Consider the following 15342-nt stretch of genomic DNA (forward strand, 5'->3'; position numbering starts at 1 on the left):
CCCCAGTGTTAAGAAATTGTAAAGAGGGTGTAACAAGTCAATCTTATATGATAGAAGGCATATCCATATTAATCTATAATACAACGGATTACAAAATACTTTGCTAAAAAAGACCGTTACATCCCGTCTTCCTCAATTATTGGAGAATTATCGCAGCAGGGGTAATCTTATTCCCTGTATCCAGGCGTCCGCTGCCCTGTATTAATAAATCATTACCATATTTAATTGCGATTATCCCGGGGTCAATGCCTTGTAATTTTATTAAAATTCTCTCCCATGAGTTTTAATTCAATAATGAAAGTGTTCATGCCCAAGGACCAGGTGTTCTACACTTTATTTGAAGAGGTGGCTGGCAACGTGCATGGCATGGGCAAGGCCCTGAAGGCGGTGGTCTCGGAGACAGATTTCGATAAGCGCGAGGGATTGATCGCGGGGTTGGAGACCCAGGAGCATCTCAACGATGCGCTGACGCACCAGATCTATACCGAGCTGGGCAGGAATTTCATCACTCCTTTCGACAGGGAGGACATACACTACCTGGCCAGCACCCTGGAAGATATCTGCGATTATATTTACTCCTCCGCCAAAAAGATAAATTTTTACCGGGTCAACCCAAACGACATGGGCATCCAGAAACTGGCAGACCTCATCGAACAGAGTGCGGAACAGATCAACAAGGCTGTCCGGGAGCTCCGGGATATGCGGGACATGCGTAAGATCACCGACGCCCTGGTAAGGGTCGACAGCATCGAGAACCAGGCCGACGATGTCTTCGACATGAGCATCGACCGCCTCTTCGAAACCGAACCCGACGCGAAGGAGGTCATTAAGAAAAGAGAGATCTACCAGGCAATGGAAACCGCCACGGACAAATGCGTGGACGTCACCAGCGTGATCGAGTCTATTATTATTAAATACTCAAAATAGGCCCGGTATCCAGGATGCACCGGGCCATCAGATCATTGCAGCGCGGCTCCATCCCTGATCTCATCATTGGCATTGACGACGATCTTTTCATGCAGCTGAATATTGCCGAAGACCTCGGTGGAGTCATTCCTGGAATTGCCGGTGACGATGTCAACCCAATGAGCCTTGCCCTGCGCAACGGCAACAACGTACTTCTTCTCCTGGGAGGTCACAATGGCGGAAGCCGGCACGATGAACGAGCTGGTACCCCTCTTCACGGGTAACATCACCTCCGCATACATCCCCGGCTTCAGCAGGCCCTGGGTGTTATTCACATCCACTTCCACGGCCTCACTCCGGTATTTCATATTGAGCGCACCGGCGCTCCGGCTGATGGTACCCTGGAAGACCTTGCCCGGCAGCGTGCTTACCCGGAAGCCGACGAGCGTATGGCCCGTCAGCTGGTTGCTGTAAAGCTCCGGCACGTCGATCGACAGGCGCAGCTTGCTTTCCTGCTGCAGCACCAGCATGGGCCGGTCGTCCGTCTTCAGGTTGGGTCCTACCAGCGCGCCGGGATGGACATTGCGCTCCGTGATCGCCCCCTCGAAAGGCGCCGTCACCGTGAGATAGTTCTTTGTCACCTCCAAAGACTTGTAGTTCGCCATCTCCCCCTGGGCAGTCGCGCTGTCCGCGATCATACGGGCGCGTGCCAGCTCCAGGTCATGCGCCGAGACGGTCCCCGGCATCCTGTTGGCCTGGACAAGCCGTTCATAATTATCTTTACTGGCCAGCGAAAGCGAATAGACCTGCAGGTATTTGGCCCTGGCCGCCAGGTATTGCTGTTCCATTTCAGGCGCTTCCAGGACGATCAGCACCTGCCCCCTTCTCACTTGCGATCCCCTGTCTACCGGAACCTCTTTGACAAACCCATTGACCCTGGGATAAATATCCACCATCTCGAAAGGTCGGAGCACTGCCGGCAGATTTACAGAAGCGCCCAGCTGGCCCTCCGTCACCTCGCCGATGACGTACCTGTTCTTCACCGCTTCCTTGTCTGAAGAATCCTTGTCGACAGGCTTTGTTTCAGCCTGGTTGCAAGCGGCCATCAGCATCACCAGCAGGCCGTAAAAAGAATATTTTATCGCATTACTCACGTTCATAATGATTTCTTTATGGTGTTCGTGCATCTTCGATGTCATATACTTAGTTTATATTTTGATTTGCCTCCGGCATCAGGGAGGGTGTGGAAAAATTCGTTCGCTTTTGTACCAATGCATACACCTGTGGCAGGATCAGCAAGGCCGCCAGGGTGGAAAATACCAATCCGCCAATAACAGCACGGCCGAGCGGCGCCGTCTGGTCGCCCGCCTCACCCATGCCCGAAGCCATGGGTATCATCCCCGCGATCATGGCCAGGCTGGTCATGAGGATCGGGCGCAGACGAATAGAGGCGCTGGTGACGGCGGCACGGGAGGCATCCTTATACTCCATCCGCAGCTTCTCCGCGTTGGTGACGATCAGGATCGCATTGGCCACCGATACGCCCGTGGACATGATCATCCCCATGTAGCTCTGGAGGTTCAGGGTAGAGCCGGTGAGCAGCAAAGCGATAAGTGATCCCAGGATCACGGCCGGGACGGTCGTCAATACCGCCAGGGATACCTTAAAGGACTGGTAATTGGCCGCCAGCAGGAGAAAGATCACCACGATGGCAATGGCCAGGCCATTCTGCAGTCCGCTGAGCGTCTCCACCAGCAGGCTGGATGTCCCTTTTATCTCCGTGACCAGGCCGCGGGGCGGAGCGCCCAGCTCCTTAATGGCCATCTGAACGGCAGCCGTGGCGGCGCCCAGGTCTTTTTTATAGATATTGGCGCTCACAGTGACATAGCGGCGGGGGCCGGCCCGGTCATATTCCCCGGGAAGACTGTCGATCGAAAAATTCGCAATATCCTCCAGGACGGGTCTCGGCTGTCCTTCGACCAACGGTATCTCTTTCAGATCGCCTACCTCATGCATAATGTATTCCGGCACCTGCACCTGTACCTGGTAGGTATACGAAGTGCGGTCATCCAGCCAGAGGTTCTTCTGCGTATAGCGGCTGGAGCTGGTGGCAGCCGTCACCGACCGCGCAACATCCGACAGGTTGATACCCATCTGCGCCGCCTTGAATCGGTCCACGTTAATATTGATCACGGGAAATTTAAGCGGCTGGGCGATCTGCACGTCCCGGAGAAAAGATACTTTTTCCAACCTGTCCACCAGCTTGCCTGCAAAGTGCCCGATCTGCTGCATGTCCCTTCCGGCCACCCGGACCTCGATAGGCGTGGAAGCACCCTGGCTCATGATCTTTTCAGTGAGATCGATGGGCTCGAAAGAAACTTTCATTTCAGGCAGCTGCGCCGCGATCTTCTTCCTGATCTCATCTTTGAGCTCATCCATATTCACTTTGTATTTCTCATCCAGGTTCACCTGCAATATGCCCTCATGCGTGCCGCTGTTGAATACATAGAGATTGCTGGAACCGAAATTGGTAGGCACCGGTCCGACAAAGGCCGAGCTGATCGCCACATGCCCGTCCACCATCTTATTGACGATATCCAGTACATCATGCAGCTTGTGCTCAGTCACTTCCAGGCGGGTGCCGTCGGGCTCTTTGATCCGCAGCTGGAACTGGCCTGTGTTCACCTTGGGCATCAGGTCCTTGCCGATCATCACAAAAGCAAGACCTGCACATCCAAAAACCACGAGGAAATACAAGCTCACCGTTGCCCCCTTGTAGCGCATCAGCGCTTCGATCCGGCGCGTATAGGCCATCTTGAAACGCTGGAACCGGTCGTTCTTTTCCGGCACCGTCCGCTCATTATTGCCGTGGAGCCTTACTTCATCCACTTCCGCGGTGTTCAGCGCCAGGCCGGCATGCGCATGCTGGTGACCATGACGGTACATGAACTTTTCCGCCTTCAATATCCAGTTGGAAAGAATGGGCACCAGGGTCTGCGCAAGGAAATAAGAAGCGATCATCGCAAAGCCAATGGCCAGCGACAGGGGCAGGAACATCGCCTTGGGCACGCCTGTCATGATCAGGGCCGGCGCAAATACCGCCAGGATGCACAGCAGGATCAATAATAAGGGAAACGATATTTCCTCGCAGGCTTCATAGATCGCCTGGCGCTTGGGTTTTCCCATCTCCAGGTGCTGGTGAATGTTTTCGATGGTGACGGTGGCCTGGTCCACCAGCACGCCAATGGCCAATGCCAGCCCGCTGAGGGTCATGATATTGATGGTTTGCCCCGCCAGCTTCAGCAGCAGCACGGCGCTGAGCACCGAGACAGGGATCGTGATGATGACCACCAGGCTGCTGCGCCAGTCCTGGAGGAACAGCAGCACCATCAGACCCGTCAGGATGGCGCCCAGGACCCCTTCCGTCATAAGGCTCTTCACTGCATTGATCACAAAGACGGACTGGTCGAACTCGTAAGAGACATGCACGTCCTCCGGGAGCAAGGTCTGTATCTCCGGCAGCTTGGCCTTCAACCCTTTCACGACATCCCAGGTAGAGGCGTCCGATGTCTTTACCACAGGAATATAAACGGACCTCCGTCCATTCACCAGCGCATAGTCGATCGTGATGTCCGCCGCGTCGCTGACCCTCCCGATGTCCCTGACAAAGACAGTGCTATTGCCATTGTTGACGACGGGAATATTGTCAAATGCCTCCACCTTCTGCTCCAGCGAGTTCAGGGTCGTCACATACATAGTATTGTTGATCCTGATATTACCCGAAGGACTGATGGAATTGTTCTTCGCGATGGCGGCCACCACCTGGTCCGGCGAAAGATTGAACCCCCTGATCCGCTCGGGATCGATATTGATGATGACAGACCGGGCATTGGACCCAAACGGCGGAGGTGCGGAAAGGCCCGGCACGGTAGCGAACATTGGCCGTACCCGCGTCAACGCCAGGTCATAGATGTCTTTCAGCGGCCTGGTCGGACTGCTGAAGACCAGCTCACCCACCGGCAGGGAAGAAGCGTCAAAACGCACCACTTGCGGCGGTAAAGCGCCGGGAGGGAAAAAGGCCGAGGCACGATTGACCTGCAATGCCACCTGCGCCGAGGCTTCCGCCATATCCGTCGTTTCATAGAACGTAAGCTTGATGATGCTGATACCCTGGATATTCTTGCTTTCAATATTTTTGATGCCATTGACATAAAGGAACTGGTCCTGCATACGCGTGGCAAAGAACCCTTCCATCTGCTGCGCCGACATACCTCCATAGGGCTCGATCACATAGATGGTAGGTAGGTTCAGCTTGGGAAATATATCAATGGGTATGGTAAAGATCGCCAGCACCGAGAACAGCAGCACCCCAAGGGTGATCACGACCACGGCGATCGGCTTCTTTAGTCCCGAAGACACTAATGACATACGGTAGTTATTTTAAAGTAGATAAAAGTTGGTAAATGTCTCCCTTCGCGTAGGCTTTCTGCACAATAGCCCTCCACACGCCGTCCTTCGTGTTGACCACATCTGTCTGGGCCCTGTTCAGGACATACAAAGCATTGGTAACATCGATGATATTGGAAAGGCCCGCATTGTATTGCGTCAGCCGTTGATTATAAGCATCCCTGGCGGCATTCAGCTGCACCGGGATCTCATTGAATTTTTCGATGGCCGTGGTGAGGTTCACCGACGCCTGCAGACTGGCATTGGTCAGCGTCTGCTCCTGCTGCTCGTAGTTATGAAGGGCGACCTCCGTCTGGTACCGCTGTACATTTAACCTGTCCTTTTGGCGCCTGAGATCGAAGAGATCGTAGGTGATACCCAGCCCAAACAGGTAATTGTAACGTGAATAGCCCAATCCGGAACCAAGGTCTTTATTGATCGTCCCGTCCGGCTGAATGCTGGACCCTTTCATCCAGCCGGCAGCCAGCACATATAATTTGGGCAAATAGGATTTCCTGATCAGCCGCTCCCTCGCCTGGCTGTTCTCATAGATGGAATGAAAATAGGTGAGAAAGGGATGACCGGACCTGGCAGTATCCTTATACCCGGCGACGTTCAGCGACCCCAGCAACAGGCTGTCATTGCCCTGATCCGGGCTGATAGCGGCGGTATCCAGCGCCGTCAGTAAAGACAGCTGCACTTTGGATTGCCGGAAAGCATTGTAGACGTCCATATAATTCAGCCGGGCCTTGGAATATTCCGCCTCTGCCAGGCTGCTGTCTACCCCCGGCCGCAAGCCGCTTATTACATAATTGCGGATAGCCATCCGGATCGTATCAGCGCGCCGGAGATTCTCCCATTGTATCAGGCTGAGCTCGTAATTCCTGATAAGGTCCAGGTAGGACTGAAGGACGATGGAGGCGATGTAGAAGCGCTCTCTGCCCAGGTCCATCGTATCCACCTTCAGCCGGGAATAAGCTTCCTGTATGCCGGCCTTATAACCACCGAAATTAGAGGCCTGCCATTGCAGATAGGCAACGCCGATATTACCTGAGGACACCGTGCCGATATTTTCCGGACGGGCGCTGACGCCGGATACAGAAGGCACAATGCCGCCCGAAAAATAGGCGGCTCCAAGATTATTGCTGGTGCCCGCATCCACCTGCTCGAAAAGATTCAGGGAAGGCAAACGCCTGTCCCTTGTCTCCGTGACAGCGGCCATGCCGGACCTCACCTGCGCCTCCCGGGCGCGGATGGAAGGATAATTGCGCAGCGCAAGAGACACCGCGTCGTTGATGGATAATGCCCTTCCCGGACTGCTTACCTGGGCACGCATGGGCAGTCCGGCAAATACAAATACTATTAAAAAAATGCCAGGACAGCGCCATCCTGTATCCTTTTTCAATGCATACACGATCATGTGCTTGTTTTTTTCAGGACAGCAAATAAGATTGTCCTGCTACAAAGAAATAATTGCAAAAATGAAAAGTGATAGCTGGAAGATCAGCCCAGGGAAGGAGGACCCCGAAGCGGGAAATTACCAATGAACTGCCGGATGCAGCCGCCCGGTAAAAAGGGAGAATAATGATGTTGACAATACGTGAAATCCGGATGAAGAACGAGGGGAAAGTCAGCCACAATAGCTTCGCTAAGCAAAGACTTGCCATGCCGCTTCTCGCCATGTCTTGTATGATCGGAAGGCTGACCCTGCGCCAGCAGTGATATAAAATGCTGCGGTTGCCGGGAGACATGCAGGGACGAACGCCAGGACTGGGCCGGCGGCAGGTCATGAACAGGCGGTTGCGCGCTCTTTACAAAGCCCGCTATCAGCACCAGCAATGCTATGATCAAAGTATTCCTGCCTGCTCTCATTGAACAGCTAAGATAGAAAATATTACGTTAAGGCGTAGTTATTCCTCGTCGTCTTCCTCGAACTCAAAATATTCCTGCTGTTCTTCAGTCGCCGGCTCTTCGTACAGCGCCTGGAACTTTTCAGCCGTCTCCTGGTCAAACTCTTCCACCAGTTTGAAGACCGCCTCATCCTTATATTGAAAAAAATCTTCGGCCTGTGGCAGATAGCTGCGCAGTAGCACCGCCTCTTTAGTAGTAAGGAGCACCGATATCAGCTCGATATCGGATTCATCATCTACCTGGATCAGGTAATAGGTGTTGGGCTTGAGATCTCCGAAAGTGGCCATGATCATTCGTTTTAGTCGGTAAAAGTCTTTTATTAATGTTATCGCACCATAAATTCTCTGAAAACATTTTGTTAGGTCTGTGACTCACCTGCGATGCCGAAAAAATCGTGCCTGGTTGAATGTAGGTTGGACTATAAAAAGGAGCGTCCCGGCACAGATGCCGGGACGTGTGCGCAAATGGTTGGTCGTTGGATTATTTCTTTGCTTTTACCTTTGCAGTTTTTTGACGGGTCTTTTTTGCCACCGTTTTCTTCGTGCGCTTTTTCTTGCTGATCTTCAACAGATCACGACTGATGAGCTTGCTGACATTCTTTACATGGGTAGCCAGTTTTTTTTCACCTAATTCCTGCTTGTAATCAGCCAGGGCGCCTGTCAACTTTTCCACGATCTCCTTCCGGACCTGCTTTTTCTTCGGGATAGCTACGGCTTCTGTCTCTTGATGACTCATACGAATAACGTTTTTTGATAATAAAAAGATAACTTAAAATTAATATTAAAACCACAGACCCAATGTTAAGTTTTCTTCCCTGCAGCCTTTCCTGCTGACATAATGCTGTCACTTACGGGTGTTTACTTTGTCTGACAAACCAAAAAAAACTACACCATGTCCACCGTCCGGATGTTACTGAAAGAAATGGAGCAGGAAGCCCTTACTACCCGCAAAATGCTGGAACGTGTCCCCTCCCATTACTTTGACTGGCAACCACATAAGAAAAGCATGACCCTGCAGCGCCTGGCCACTCATGTAGCCGAGCTACCCTCCTGGGTGGAAATGGCCGTGATCACAGACGAGCTGGACTTTGCCCATAATGCCTATGCCCCTGAAGTGGTGGAAGATACCGCCGCTTTGATGGAATATTTCGAGCGCAATCTCGCCAGAGGCCGGGAAAGCCTTGCCAAGGCCTCCGAAAGCACCCTGTCAGAGAATTGGACGCTCCGCAACGGGGACCAGGTCTACCAGGTATCCAGCAAGGGAGAGGTCATCCGCATGGCCTACAACCAGATCGTGCACCACAGAGCCCAGCTGGGCGTATTTCTCCGGCTGCTGGATGTGCCCATCCCTGGCAGCTACGGCCCCAGCGCCGATGAAGCGGAATTCATGTAAGTGAAAAAGGCGGGCAGATGATCGGAGACCCGATCAGGTTTGAAGCTCCACCTGGGCAGGTATACCCAGCTTTTTAGCAAACTGCATGATATCGTCCGCCAGCAGGATCGGCCTTTCCATGGCTGCGAAGTGACCGCCCTCCGGCATATTGGTCCATTGCTGTATGTTGAAGATGCGCTCAGCATACTCTTTCGGAGCAGGCACCATATCCTTGGGAAAGATGGCGACGGCTGTAGGAATGCTTATCCTGCTTCCGGCTCCCTTGTTCTTCAGCATGTCCCGCATCGCCTCGTAATACATCCTGAAAGCCGAGCCCGCCGTTTGCGTGACCCAGTAGATCGTCAGGTTCGTAAGCAATTCATTCTTGGTAAAGCTGTTTTCCAGCTGCCCTTTGGTATCGCTCCAGGCGTAAAATTTCTCGATGATCCAGCTTGCCAGCCCGATGGGAGAATCATTGACCGCATACGCGAGCGTCTGCGGCTTCGTGCTCTGAAGGATAGCATAGCCTCCTTCTGTCATCTGCCACTGCTGGCCGGCCTGCATATATTTTTTCTCTGCCTCCGAGAGGTCTTCCGCCTTCATCGTAAAAAGATGATGGTAAGGTACATCTGTCAGGTGGATACCCAGCAACGCCTCCGGATGATGGACGGCCAGCTGTTCGGCGATGCTGCTGCCCCAGTCCCCGCCATGGGCGATGAATTGCCTATACCCCAGCTCATCGGTCATCAGTTGGGCAAAAAGGTCGGCCACCAGCTCGGGATTCATACCCGGTTGTTTTGGCCTGTCGGAAAAGCCAAATCCGGGAATGGAGGGCACCACCACGTCAAAGCCCGCCGCCGTCAACAAAGGGATGACCTTTAAAAAACGGATAAAACAGTCCGGGTAGCCATGTGTCAGCAGGATCGGAGTTGTTCGGCGCCCCTTCCCCTTGTGATGGATGAAATGAATGCCAAAGCCGCCGATATCCGCCCGGAAATGAGAGAAGGTGTTCAGGTAATCCTGTTGTTCATACCAGTCGAAGCCATGTCCCCAGTGCGTACAAAGCTCGTATAAGTACTCTTTATTGGTGCCGTACGCCCAGCCGCTGTCTTCTATTTCATCTGGCCAACGGGCTCTCCCCAGGCGTTCTCTCAGATCATCAATAACGAAGGGAGAGATGGAAATGTGGAATTTTTGTATTGACATAGCGGTCCTTTAAATGCCGTATGCAAAAAACAGACCACCCGTGGCAGCGGAAGATCAACGACTAACGCGCATCAGCTCAAACCATTCCAGGCTGTGCTCCCGCGTGCGGTGATCCAGGAACGCCCCCGAAAGCTGGCTTACATGAAAGTTGGGGAACCGCTGCAGCCTGTCAACATGATATCCCTCACGTAAAAGAGTATCTGAAAATGCCGGCCTGGCGAAGAAAAGCGCCTGCCCCCCGGCCAACAGGGCGGGCAGGCTGTCCAGCGGCATCCGCCGGACGGGACAGGGTGCGTAAAATTCGATGGAATAATTTTCCGGCGCCTTTTCCGGCATGTAGAGGATATTACAGGAAGGGAGCTGATGCCGCAGATAGTCCCCCGCAACCATGCCAGCCTGGTAGCGCAGCATCGTCGGGTACAGGCAACAATTAATGAACAGGAAGGCCAGCAGCGCCATCCAGTAGCTGCGCCCCACAGCCGACGTCAGTGGATTGCCCCGGAACCAATAGAAAGGAAAGATCGACAGCCCCGAAAAAACCAGCAGAACATATAGCCATCCGTAAAAATGGAACAGCCAGCAAAGCAAAAACACCATGGCAGGCAATAGGAAAACGATGGCCCCCTGGACCACGGTAATGACCCGGACAGCGACCCGGCGCCGGATACGATAAAGGTAGGATGCCGTCAATATCGCAAAAAAGGGAAAGAGAATATTCAGATAGTGCGGCAGCTGGAAACGGGAAAGCGAGAACATACCAAAGCTGATGAGGGCGCCGGCCAGGAACATCCGATCGCCCGAAACAGCTCGGCGGGTGAAGCCCCGGAACACGGAAGCATACAACAACAATGACCAGGGCAGAAAAGCCCAGAGCAATGTATGAAAATAGAAAAAAGGATCTCCGTTGCCCTTGATAGGACCTGTATTAAAAAATCGTCCGAATTGACTGTCCCAGAAGAAAAAACGAATGCCGGACACGCCCGTTCGGCCAAACACCTGCTTCTCCGGGTGCAGATCGAACTGGACATAAAGACAATATAATTCCGGAAGGATGAAAACACCCGTCAGCAGCAGCGCGATCCACCAGCGGACGTTGCGGAACTGCGCCCAATCTTTACTTATTATCCAGTCCAGGACTAAGCCACCACCAATGGTCACCAATACAAACGGGCCCTTGGTCATCATGGCGCAGGCTGTCAGCAAGCTCCCGGCGACCAGGTGCCAACCCGGCCTCACCCTGGAGGCCTTATAGAAATGATAGACAGCGCCGATCACCAGCGCCGTGAGGTAAGGCTCTGCCCTTACGTCATTGTTGGAGATCACCAGGTGCGCCGCCGAGACATACAGGAGCACGGACAGCTGCGCAACGGCCCTTCCATAGTTATCCTTTGCCAGACGATAAACATATCCCCCTCCCGCAGCCCAGAACAGCAGGGCCGGTAATTTATAAGCAAAGCTGTTGATACCGAAAATGCGAAAGCTGATGGCCGCCAGCCAGAAAGGGAAATGGGGTTTGTCCAGCCAGTCCCTTCCTTCGACACGGAGATGTATGAAGTCGCCTGTTTCGGCAATGGTGCGGGCGATCATCGCATACAGCGCGCCATCGGGTTCTATGATGCGTATGAACAACCCACTGGCATTGACAAGTATGCCAGGCGCCAATAGCAGGAGAAACCATTTGTTCAGCCACGCTTCCCAGGGGGAGCTATTTGGATCGATCATCAATTTGTGTTGCCGGCTTCTTTTTTAAACCATCCGATAAAGTTATACCGTCCCTCACTATTTCTGGCCCACACGTAGTTGAAGATACGGGATATACCAACGCCGGTAAGCCACCCGGTGCCGGCCCCTGCCAGCGTATCGAAAGGATAATGCTTACCTACATAGATCTGGGCATAGCAAACTGCTGCCGCCCAGACATAAAGGCCCCACCATTTCTTCCCACCCGTTAATGTCCGGAAGACGGGTTTTCTGAAAAATTTACCCCGTCTTCCGGAAAGATCTAATGACTGTCCTTCGGACAACGAACCTCCGGTTCGTTCAATAGTACGTACGGCAAAATACCAGAAAGCAGCCAGGCCAAAATGATTGGCGGCATGCGAAGAAGGCATGGAATAAAGGCCCCCGCAATCCCCCAGTATCCTGATCGTCTGCGCCATATCAGGATCGTGACAGGGACGGAGCCGTTCGAAAAAAGGTTTCATCACCTGGGCCGTAAGACTGTCCGTAATAGCAAAGGTCAATAAGCTCAGCAGGATGAAAGGCAATGCCTGCTGCCGGACATACCGCAGGGAATAATACAGCATGAAGACATAGAAGGGTATCCAGGTATACGGATCACGCAGGATCGGCGCCACCCGGTCCAGCACCGCATGATCCGAGTCATGCTGGATCAGCGTGAATAAAATTTTATCGATATGATCCAGCCATTCAGGGAAGTTCATGGGCGCCGATTTTATCTAAAACTAATATCCCAATATAACCGCTGGATTGCCGGTGCATTATTGTTCCGTTAAAAAAAGCGTGGATGCGGTAATAAAGACTTAATCTTCCGTTAAACATGCGGTCATACGCCGGGTTTACCTTTAATAAACCCATTATCATGAGATCCTTCACACCCTTTTTGATAGCATTTTTGTTCATTTCCACGGGCGCCGGCGCGCAATCTCCGGAGAGAGGATCATCACGGCATCTTTTTGTCATCACCATCGACGGGGTCAGATGGAAGGAAATATTCGAGGGCGCCGATCCCCAGCTGGTCTCCAATACTGACTATGTACAGGATACAGCCCTGACGCGGGAGCTCTACTGGGACACCACAGCAGACCTCCGCAAACACAGGCTTCTGCCATTCTTCTGGAATACAATTGCAAAAAAAGGGTGTCTATATGGCAACCGGACTTTTGATAATAAGGTTAATGTGAAGAACTTCTATAAGATCTCCTATCCAGGCTACAATGAGATCTTCACAGGACATACGGACGCCTTTATCAGCCCCAACCTGGCCATCAATAATAAGAACACGAACGTGCTGGAATATCTCAATGGTACAAAAGAATATCATGGAAAAGTGGCCGTTTTCACTTCCTGGAGCGTTTTCCCCTATATTTTGAATGAATCCCGCAACGGTTTGCCTATCAACAGTGGCTATGAAAAGCTTCAGGAAGAGGATGATCCGGAAGCAGGGCTGATCGACAGCGTGCAGGGAAGCATGCCTGCGTCGCATACCCGGCACGACCAGCTCACCTGGCTCACTGCAAGGGAATATGTCCGGCAGCATCATCCTTCTGTCGTATTCATTGGCCTGGGGGAGACCGACGAATGCGCCCATGCCGGAAGATATGACCTCTACCTGCAGCATATCGCCGATGCGGACAGGATGATAGCCGAATTATGGTATGCCGTCCAGACCGACCCCTTTTATAAGGATAGCACCACTTTCCTCATTACCACCGACCATGGCAGGGGACGGAAGCCCAATAAATGGACCACGCATGGGTTCTGGGCAAAAGGGTCGGGGGACATCTGGCTGGCAATGGTGGGACCGGATATAGCCCCGGAAGGTGAGCTGAGGGGCGGCGGACAGGTCTATCAGCGACAGCTGGCGGCCACCATGGCTTCCCTGCTGGGAGATCCCCCGGGAAAAGGACATCCGCCGGGCAGTCCGATCGTCCCTCCCCATCCATTGGAAACCGATAACTTAACACAAAAGCTTTATTCAAAACGGTTAAATAGCCCTATTTTCGCCCCAAATTTCGCTGCATGGGCTTTAACTCAATCGTTCAACTCTTTACCCCTAAAGACCGTGTCTTCTATTCCCTTTTCGAAGAAGTAGCAGAGGGCGTAGGAAGAATGGGGAAACTGATCAAAGAAGTAGTAGCCGAGCCTGATTTTGACAAACGGGCGGCCATCATCTCCCAGGTGGAAGACCAGGAACACGTCAATGATGATCTTACACACCGCGTATTCACCGAGCTGGGCAGGAACTTTATTACGCCTTTCGACCGGGAGGACATCCACTATCTCGCCAGCTCGCTGGATGATATCTGCGATTATATTTACGCCACCACCAAAAAGATCAATTTCTACAAGGTCAACCCCAATGACACAGGCATCCAGAAAATGGCCGACCTGATCGAGCAGGGTACGGCTCAGATCCGGATTGCCGTCCGGGAGCTCCGCAATATGCGCGATATGCGCAAGATCACCGATGCGCTGGTAAAGGTCAACAGCATCGAGAACCAGGCCGATGACATTTTCGATCTCAGCATCGAACGCCTGTTCGAGACGGAGCCCGATGCCAAGGAAGTGATCAAGAAAAGGGAGATCTACCAGGTAATGGAGATCGTTACAGATAAATGCGAGGATGCTGCCAACGTAATAGAGTCCATCATTATTAAATACGCCTGATAGGTTATGAGCTTTCTGGTAATTATTATCATCCTTGCCCTGGTGTTCGACTATATCAATGGGTTCCATGACGCAGCCAATTCAATAGCAACCATCGTCTCGACAAAGGTCCTCACCCCTTTTCAGGCAGTGCTCTGGGCTGCGGTTTTCAATTTTGCCGCTTTTTTCATCTCCCGCTATATTATTGGTGAGTTCAAGATCGGCAATACCATCGCCAGCTCCGTCAATCCCGGGTTCATCAACCTGGATGTCATCTTTTCCGGGCTGATAGCCGCCATCTGCTGGAACCTCCTTACCTGGTGGTTCGGCATCCCTTCCAGCTCTTCCCACACGTTGCTGGGCGGCTTTATGGGCGCGGCATTGGCCCACGCGGGAGCCCTGTCCAGGGACGGGGTCAACGTCATCAACTATGCCAAGGTGATCCCTACGTTCCTTTTCATTTTCATGGCCCCTTTGATCGGCATGGTCGTCGCCTTTGTCATTACGCTCCTTATTCTCAATATCTGCCGCCGGGCAAACCCCTACCGGGCCGATAATTGGTTCCGCAGGCTGCAGCTGGTGTCCTCAGGATTACTGAGCCTGGGTCATGGAGGAAATGACGCCCAGAAGGTCATGGGCATCATCGGGGCAGCCATGATCTATTATGAAAAGTCCAAAGGGCACGTGATGACTTTCACTCATTTTGTGGACGCGAATATGTGGGTGCCGCTGGCAAGTTTTTCCGCCATTGCCCTGGGCACCATGAGTGGGGGTTGGAAGATCGTGAAGACCATGGGCACAAGGATCACGAAGGTCACCCCTTTGGAAGGCGTCGCCGCAGAAACGGCGGGCGCCGTCACCCTGTTCCTCACTGAAAAGCTGGGTATCCCGGTCAGCACCACCCATACCATCACAGGCTCCATCATCGGCGTCGGCGCTGTCCGCCGCCTGTCAGCAGTACGATGGGGCGTCACTATCAGCCTGCTCTGGGCCTGGATCCTCACCATCCCCGTCAGCGCCCTGCTGGCCGCCGTCGTTTATTTCATCCTTCGCCTGGTACACGGCTGATAGCGCAAACGATTGAGCCAATGGACGAATTATTGATGGTGGGTT

Annotated in this window: 14 protein-coding genes; 5 read left to right on the forward strand and 9 right to left on the reverse strand. The window is 52.8% G+C overall.

Annotation, left to right across the window (positions count from 1 at the left end; genetic code table 11):
• Positions 1-276: 276 nt before the first annotated feature.
• On the forward strand, positions 277-927 hold the full coding sequence (locus Q4E93_RS25700) for a DUF47 domain-containing protein (RefSeq protein WP_303590244.1): 651 nt from the start codon (positions 277-279) through the stop codon (positions 925-927).
• A gap of 32 nt (positions 928-959) precedes the next feature.
• On the opposite strand, the gene Q4E93_RS25705 is transcribed toward Q4E93_RS25700, so the two are convergent.
• From Q4E93_RS25705 to Q4E93_RS25730, 6 genes are all read right to left on the reverse strand, one after another.
• Entirely contained in the window at positions 960-2105 is a 1146-nt protein-coding gene (locus Q4E93_RS25705; RefSeq protein ID WP_303590245.1) for an efflux RND transporter periplasmic adaptor subunit, read from the reverse strand.
• A gap of 4 nt (positions 2106-2109) precedes the next feature.
• Positions 2110-5334 (reverse strand): efflux RND transporter permease subunit, encoded by a 3225-nt coding sequence (locus tag Q4E93_RS25710; protein WP_303590246.1) that lies wholly within the window; start codon positions 5332-5334, stop codon positions 2110-2112.
• A gap of 7 nt (positions 5335-5341) precedes the next feature.
• On the reverse strand, positions 5342-6772 hold the full coding sequence (locus Q4E93_RS25715) for a TolC family protein (RefSeq protein WP_303590248.1): 1431 nt from the start codon (positions 6770-6772) through the stop codon (positions 5342-5344).
• A gap of 83 nt (positions 6773-6855) precedes the next feature.
• Complete coding sequence (locus Q4E93_RS25720; RefSeq protein WP_303590249.1) at positions 6856-7224, reverse strand: hypothetical protein; 369 nt, start codon at positions 7222-7224, stop codon at positions 6856-6858.
• A 38-nt stretch (positions 7225-7262) separates the two neighbouring features.
• The gene (locus Q4E93_RS25725; RefSeq protein WP_303590250.1) at positions 7263-7550 is read right to left on the reverse strand and encodes a hypothetical protein; all 288 of its coding nucleotides are present in this window, start codon (positions 7548-7550) and stop codon (positions 7263-7265) included.
• A 193-nt stretch (positions 7551-7743) separates the two neighbouring features.
• On the reverse strand, positions 7744-7998 hold the full coding sequence (locus tag Q4E93_RS25730) for a hypothetical protein (protein ID WP_303590251.1): 255 nt from the start codon (positions 7996-7998) through the stop codon (positions 7744-7746).
• 156 nt (positions 7999-8154) lie between these two features.
• On the opposite strand from Q4E93_RS25730, the gene Q4E93_RS25735 reads away from it, so the two are divergent.
• Positions 8155-8655 carry a DinB family protein gene (locus Q4E93_RS25735; protein ID WP_303590252.1) on the forward strand — a complete coding sequence of 167 codons (501 nt, stop codon included), beginning with the start codon at positions 8155-8157 and terminating at the stop codon, positions 8653-8655.
• A 33-nt stretch (positions 8656-8688) separates the two neighbouring features.
• Here Q4E93_RS25735 and Q4E93_RS25740 read toward each other — a convergent pair whose 3' ends face one another.
• Genes Q4E93_RS25740 through Q4E93_RS25750 form a run of 3 tightly spaced genes read right to left on the reverse strand, consistent with a single transcriptional unit; the run spans position 8689 to position 12284 of the window.
• Complete coding sequence (locus Q4E93_RS25740) at positions 8689-9840, reverse strand: epoxide hydrolase family protein (RefSeq protein ID WP_303590254.1); 1152 nt, start codon at positions 9838-9840, stop codon at positions 8689-8691.
• Between the two features lie 54 nt (positions 9841-9894).
• The gene (locus Q4E93_RS25745) at positions 9895-11562 is read right to left on the reverse strand and encodes an ArnT family glycosyltransferase (RefSeq protein ID WP_303590256.1); all 1668 of its coding nucleotides are present in this window, start codon (positions 11560-11562) and stop codon (positions 9895-9897) included.
• Positions 11562-12284, reverse strand: coding sequence for a phosphatase PAP2 family protein (locus tag Q4E93_RS25750; protein ID WP_303590257.1), 723 nt, complete (start codon positions 12282-12284; stop codon positions 11562-11564). The genes Q4E93_RS25745 and Q4E93_RS25750 overlap by 1 nt, the downstream gene beginning before the upstream one ends.
• A 158-nt stretch (positions 12285-12442) precedes the next feature.
• Here Q4E93_RS25750 and Q4E93_RS25755 point away from each other — a divergent pair, with 158 nt between their 5' ends.
• From Q4E93_RS25755 to Q4E93_RS25765, 3 genes are read left to right on the forward strand one after another with little or no spacing between them, the layout of a single operon-like run.
• A complete protein-coding gene (locus Q4E93_RS25755) occupies positions 12443-13675 on the forward strand; it encodes an alkaline phosphatase family protein (RefSeq protein ID WP_303590259.1) in 1233 nt (410 codons plus the stop codon).
• Entirely contained in the window at positions 13603-14250 is a 648-nt protein-coding gene (locus Q4E93_RS25760) for a DUF47 domain-containing protein (RefSeq protein ID WP_303590261.1), read from the forward strand. The genes Q4E93_RS25755 and Q4E93_RS25760 overlap by 73 nt, the downstream gene beginning before the upstream one ends.
• A 6-nt stretch (positions 14251-14256) precedes the next feature.
• Positions 14257-15297, forward strand: a complete 1041-nt coding sequence (locus tag Q4E93_RS25765; protein WP_303590263.1) for an inorganic phosphate transporter — start codon at positions 14257-14259, stop codon at positions 15295-15297.
• Positions 15298-15342 lie beyond the last annotated feature (45 nt).

The sequence above is a fragment of the Flavitalea plasmicola genome (genome assembly GCF_030546645.1).
Lineage (GTDB): Bacteria > Bacteroidota > Bacteroidia > Chitinophagales > Chitinophagaceae > Puia.

Coding starts and splice junctions, on each gene's coding strand:
- Q4E93_RS25700 (WP_303590244.1), top strand. CDS start 277: ATGAGTTTTAATTCAATAATGAAAGTGTTCATGCCCAAGGACCAGGTG.
- Q4E93_RS25705 (WP_303590245.1), bottom strand. CDS start 2,105: ATGACATCGAAGATGCACGAACACCATAAAGAAATCATTATGAACGTG.
- Q4E93_RS25710 (WP_303590246.1), bottom strand. CDS start 5,334: ATGTCATTAGTGTCTTCGGGACTAAAGAAGCCGATCGCCGTGGTCGTG.
- Q4E93_RS25715 (WP_303590248.1), bottom strand. CDS start 6,772: ATGATCGTGTATGCATTGAAAAAGGATACAGGATGGCGCTGTCCTGGC.
- Q4E93_RS25720 (WP_303590249.1), bottom strand. CDS start 7,224: ATGAGAGCAGGCAGGAATACTTTGATCATAGCATTGCTGGTGCTGATA.
- Q4E93_RS25725 (WP_303590250.1), bottom strand. CDS start 7,550: ATGGCCACTTTCGGAGATCTCAAGCCCAACACCTATTACCTGATCCAG.
- Q4E93_RS25730 (WP_303590251.1), bottom strand. CDS start 7,998: ATGAGTCATCAAGAGACAGAAGCCGTAGCTATCCCGAAGAAAAAGCAG.
- Q4E93_RS25735 (WP_303590252.1), top strand. CDS start 8,155: ATGTCCACCGTCCGGATGTTACTGAAAGAAATGGAGCAGGAAGCCCTT.
- Q4E93_RS25740 (WP_303590254.1), bottom strand. CDS start 9,840: ATGTCAATACAAAAATTCCACATTTCCATCTCTCCCTTCGTTATTGAT.
- Q4E93_RS25745 (WP_303590256.1), bottom strand. CDS start 11,562: ATGATCGATCCAAATAGCTCCCCCTGGGAAGCGTGGCTGAACAAATGG.
- Q4E93_RS25750 (WP_303590257.1), bottom strand. CDS start 12,284: ATGAACTTCCCTGAATGGCTGGATCATATCGATAAAATTTTATTCACG.
- Q4E93_RS25755 (WP_303590259.1), top strand. CDS start 12,443: ATGAGATCCTTCACACCCTTTTTGATAGCATTTTTGTTCATTTCCACG.
- Q4E93_RS25760 (WP_303590261.1), top strand. CDS start 13,603: ATGGGCTTTAACTCAATCGTTCAACTCTTTACCCCTAAAGACCGTGTC.
- Q4E93_RS25765 (WP_303590263.1), top strand. CDS start 14,257: ATGAGCTTTCTGGTAATTATTATCATCCTTGCCCTGGTGTTCGACTAT.